Genomic DNA, 4,640 nt, shown 5'->3' on the forward strand with positions numbered 1-4,640 from the left:
CCTTTTGTGGGCAACTGTCAGGTGAATACAATCTCCATACAATATATCTGTTACAAAGAGTCGTCTAATTGTATTGCCTGTACCGCCATTAGCTGAACAGCATCGCATCGTCGCCAAAGTGGATGAACTAATGGCCCTCTGCGATCAACTAAAATCCCGCCTGCAAACCAGCCAGCAGACCCAGCTTGCCCTGGCCGAGTCGTTGGTGGAAGGAGCCCTTGCCTGATGAGCCGCATATTTAATGTCTATTGCGATGAGTCCTGCCATCTGGAGAACGATGGTCAATCGGCCATGGTGCTCGGGGCTGTGTGGTGTCCGCTGGATAAGCGCCACGAGATTGTGCGTCGCTTGCGCGAGATCAAGCAAAAGCACGGGCTGGCGCCGGATTTCGAGGTGAAGTGGACCAAGGTTAGTCAGTCGAAACTCACCTTTTATCGTGATCTGCTGGATTACTTTTTCGATGATGATGACCTTCACTTTCGTGGTCTGGTTATCCCGGATAAGTCACAGCTAAATCATGAAGCGTTTGGGCAGAGTCATGACGACTGGTACTACAAAATGTATTTCGTCATGTTGAAGACGATCTTTGAACCGCAGAATGGCTATCGAGTCTATATCGATATCAAGGATACCTTGGGGCATGAGAAGATCAGTAAGTTGCATGATGTGTTGTGCAACAACACGTATGACTATTCGAAGAAAATCATTCATCGGGTGCAGCGGATCCACTCTCATGAAGCCGAGTTGCTGCAAGTTGCGGATCTTTTGATCGGAGCCCTGAGCTATCTGCATCGAGGGTTGACCAGCAGCCAAGCCAAGCTGGCGTTGATTGAAAGAATACGGCAACGAAGTGGTTACAAGCTGACGCACAATACCCTTCTGCGAGAGAGCAAGTTCAATCTGATGGTCTGGTGCAGCAGGGGTGGATGGTGATGCAACCTGTATGGCTACCTGACCTCATTCTGATGACTGCCTCTGGCGGTGATTGGGGGCGTTTTTTCTCTGCTGTTTGGGGGCACCTCAGAAAACGGAAAATAAAGCACGCTAAGGCATAGCTGACCTTGCCAGGCCTGCTTCGCCCTGTAGTGACGCGATCAACGGGCAGGAAACATTCCCCTTTCGTGCATGGCAGGCGCACACGAGTTCAGACAGCACGGTTTCCATGCGCGCCAAGTCGGCCATCTTCTCGCGCACGTCCTTGAGCTTGTGTTCGGCCAGGCTGCTGGCCTCCTCGCAGTGGGTGCCATCGTCGAGCCGCAACAGCTCGGCAATCTCGTCCAGACTGAACCCCAGCCGCTGTGCCGATTTCACGAATTTCACCCGAACCACGTCCGCCTCCCCATAGCGGCGGATGCTGCCGTAAGGCTTGTCCGGTTCCCGCAACAGGCCCTTGCGCTGATAGAAGCGGATTGTCTCCACGTTGACCCCGGCCGCCTTGGCAAAAACGCCAATGGTCAGGTTTTCCAAATTATTTTCCATATCGCTTGACTCCGTACATGAGTACGGAAGTAAGGTTACGCTATCCAATCCAAATTCAAAAGGGCCAACGTATGTCTGAACCACAAAACGGGCGCGGTGCGCTCTTCGCCGGCGGGCTGGCCGCCATTCTTGCATCGACCTGCTGCCTGGGGCCGCTAGTACTGGTCGCCCTGGGCTTCTCCGGTGCTTGGATCGGCAACCTGACGGTGCTGGAACCCTATCGACCGTTGTTCATCGGCGCGGCGCTAGTGGCGCTGTTCTTCGCCTGGAAGCGGATTTACCGGCCCGTGCAGGCATGCAAGCCAGGTGAGGTCTGCGCGATTCCGCAGGTGCGCGCCACCTACAAGCTGATTTTCTGGATCGTGGCCGTGCTGGTCCTGGTCGCGCTTGGATTTCCCTATGTCGTTCCATTTTTCTATTAACCAGGAGTTCATCATGAAGAAACTGTTTGCCTCCCTTGCCCTCGCCGCCGCTGTTGCCCCGGTGTGGGCCGCTACCCAGACCGTCACGCTAGCGGTTCCCGGCATGACTTGCGCCGCCTGCCCGATCACAGTCAAGAAAGCGCTCTCCAAGGTCGAAGGCGTGAGCAAGGTCGATGTGGGCTTCGAGAAGCGCGAGGCCGTCGTCACTTTTGACGACACCAAGGCCAGCGTACAGAAGCTGACCAAGGCCACCGCAGACGCCGGCTATCCGTCCAGCGTCAAGCAGTGAGCCAGCAAGCCAACGACAACAGCGAGAGCCGCTTCATGGGACTGATGACACGCATTGCCGATAAAACCGGCGCGCTCGGCAGCGTCGTTTCCGCGATGGGCTGCGCCGCCTGCTTTCCAGCCCTCGCCAGCTTCGGCGCGGCCATCGGGCTGGGCTTCTTGAGCCAGTACGAGGGACTGTTCATCAGCCGCCTGCTGCCGCTGTTTGCCGCGCTGGCCTTCCTGGCGAACGCGCTGGGTTGGTTCAGTCATCGGCAATGGCTGCGCAGTCTGCTCGGCATGATCGGCCCGGCCATCGTGTTTGCGGCCACGGTCTGGCTGCTCGGCAACTGGTGGACGGCGAACCTGATGTACGTCGGCCTGGCCTTGATGATTGGGGTGTCGATCTGGGACTTCGTGTCGCCGGCGCATCGCCGTTGCGGACCGGACGGCTGCGAACTCCCCGCCAAGCGCTTGTGAAAGACGGCTGACCGTGCGACACGGCGGCCCACACGAATAAGGAACGATGGTATGAGCACTCTCAAAATCACCGGCATGACTTGCGACTCGTGCGCAGTGCATGTCAAGGACGCCCTGGAGAAAGTGCCCGGCGTGCAATCAGCGGATGTCTCCTACGCCAAGGGCAGCGCCAAGCTCGCCATTGAGGTCGGCACGTCACCCGACGCGCTGACGGCCGCTGTAGCTGGACTCGGTTATCGGGCCACGCTGGCCGATGCCCCCTCAGTTTCGACGCCGGGCGGATTGCTCGACAAGATGCGCGATCTGCTGGGCAGAAACGACAAGACGGGTAGCAGCGGCGCATTGCATATCGCCGTCATCGGCAGCGGCGGGGCCGCGATGGCAGCGGCGCTGAAGGCCGTCGAGCAAGGCGCACGTGTCACGCTGATCGAGCGCGGCACCATCGGCGGCACCTGCGTCAATGTCGGTTGTGTGCCGTCCAAGATCATGATCCGCGCCGCCCATATCGCCCATCTGCGCCGGGAAAGCCCGTTCGATGGCGGCATCGCCGCTACCACGCCGACCATCCAGCGCACGGCGCTGCTGGCCCAGCAGCAGGCCCGCGTCGATGAACTGCGCCACGCCAAGTACGAAGGCATCTTGGAGGGCAATCCGGCGATCACTGTGCTGCACGGCTCCGCCCGCTTTAAGGACAATCGCAACCTGATCGTGCAACTCAACGACGGCGGCGAGCGCGTGGTGGCATTCGACCGCTGCCTGATCGCCACCGGCGCGAGCCCGGCCGTGCCGCCGATTCCCGGCCTGAAAGACACTCCGTACTGGACTTCCACTGAAGCGCTGGTCAGCGAGACGATTCCTAAGCGCCTGGCCGTGATTGGCTCATCAGTGGTGGCGCTGGAGCTGGCGCAGGCGTTCGCCCGACTCGGAGCGAAGGTGACGATCCTGGCTCGCAGCACGCTGTTCTTCCGCGAAGACCCAGCTATAGGCGAAGCCGTCACGGCCGCATTCCGCATGGAGGGCATCGAGGTGAGGGAACACACCCAGGCCAGCCAGGTCGCGTATATCAATGGTGAAGGGGACGGCGAATTCGTGCTCACCACGGCGCACGGCGAACTGCGCGCCGACAAGCTGCTGGTCGCCACCGGCCGCGCGCCCAACACACGCAAGCTGGCACTGGATGCGACGGGCGTCACGCTCACCCCGCAAGGCGCTATCGTCATCGACCCCGGCATGCGTACAAGCGTGGAACACATCTACGCCGCAGGCGACTGCACCGACCAGCCGCAGTTCGTCTATGTGGCGGCAGCGGCCGGCACTCGCGCCGCGATCAACATGACCGGCGGTGACGCGGCCCTGAACCTGACCGCGATGCCGGCCGTGGTGTTCACCGACCCGCAAGTGGCGACCGTAGGCTACAGCGAGGCGGAAGCGCACCATGACGGCATCAAAACTGATAGTCGCACGCTAACGCTGGACAACGTGCCGCGCGCGCTCGCCAACTTCGACACGCGCGGCTTCATCAAACTGGTGGTTGAAGAAGGCAGCGGACGACTGATCGGCGTGCAGGCAGTGGCCCCGGAAGCGGGCGAACTGATCCAGACGGCCGCACTGGCGATTCGCAACCGGATGACGGTGCAGGAACTGGCCGACCAGTTGTTCCCCTACCTGACGATGGTCGAAGGGTTGAAGCTCGCGGCGCAGACCTTCAACAAGGATGTGAAGCAGCTTTCCTGCTGCGCCGGGTGAGGACAAGGAGGTGTGCGATGAGCGCCTACACGGTATCGCAACTGGCCCATAACGCTGGGGTGAGCGTACATATCGTGCGCGACTACCTGGTGCGCGGCTTGTTACGGCCGGTGGCCTGCACCACGGGCGGCTACGGCGTGTTCGACGATGCGGCCTTGCAACGGCTGTGCTTCGTGCGCGCGGCCTTCGAGGCGGGTATCGGCCTGGATGCCCTGGCGCGGCTGTGCCGTGCGCTCGACGCAGCGG

The 4,640-nt window shown here is 60.5% G+C and carries 7 protein-coding genes; 6 read left to right on the plus strand and 1 reads right to left on the minus strand.

The genetic code is table 11. The annotated features are described in order from the left end of the window. Window positions 1–225 precede the first annotated feature (225 nt). A complete protein-coding gene (locus AACR77_RS07445) occupies window positions 226–933 on the plus strand; it encodes a DUF3800 domain-containing protein (protein WP_081999411.1) in 708 nt (235 codons plus the stop codon). A gap of 111 nt (window positions 934–1,044) precedes the next feature. On the opposite strand, the gene merR is transcribed toward AACR77_RS07445, so the two are convergent. Next, complete coding sequence (gene merR / locus AACR77_RS07450; protein ID WP_000429836.1) at window positions 1,045–1,479, minus strand: Hg(II)-responsive transcriptional regulator; 435 nt, start codon at window positions 1,477–1,479, stop codon at window positions 1,045–1,047. A 71-nt stretch (window positions 1,480–1,550) separates the two neighbouring features. Here merR and AACR77_RS07455 point away from each other — a divergent pair, with 71 nt between their 5' ends. The 5 genes from AACR77_RS07455 to merD form a co-directional block, all read left to right on the plus strand. Further along, complete coding sequence (locus AACR77_RS07455; RefSeq protein ID WP_001294663.1) at window positions 1,551–1,901, plus strand: mercuric transport protein MerT; 351 nt, start codon at window positions 1,551–1,553, stop codon at window positions 1,899–1,901. A gap of 13 nt (window positions 1,902–1,914) precedes the next feature. Continuing rightward, window positions 1,915–2,190 (plus strand): mercury resistance system periplasmic binding protein MerP, encoded by a 276-nt coding sequence (merP, locus tag AACR77_RS07460; RefSeq protein ID WP_000732292.1) that lies wholly within the window; start codon window positions 1,915–1,917, stop codon window positions 2,188–2,190. Beyond that, window positions 2,187–2,648, plus strand: coding sequence for an organomercurial transporter MerC (gene merC / locus AACR77_RS07465; protein WP_000082530.1), 462 nt, complete (start codon window positions 2,187–2,189; stop codon window positions 2,646–2,648). Before merP ends, merC begins: the two co-directional genes overlap by 4 nt. A gap of 51 nt (window positions 2,649–2,699) precedes the next feature. Beyond that, entirely contained in the window at window positions 2,700–4,394 is a 1,695-nt protein-coding gene (gene merA, locus AACR77_RS07470) for a mercury(II) reductase (protein ID WP_000105636.1), read from the plus strand. A gap of 17 nt (window positions 4,395–4,411) precedes the next feature. Continuing rightward, on the plus strand, window positions 4,412–4,640 hold a 229-nt coding region (gene merD, locus AACR77_RS07475; protein ID WP_042880659.1), incomplete at its 3' end, for a mercuric resistance transcriptional repressor MerD.

Source organism: Aeromonas sp. ZOR0002 (assembly GCF_963866995.1).
In the GTDB taxonomy this organism is placed as follows: domain Bacteria; phylum Pseudomonadota; class Gammaproteobacteria; order Enterobacterales; family Aeromonadaceae; genus Aeromonas; species Aeromonas caviae.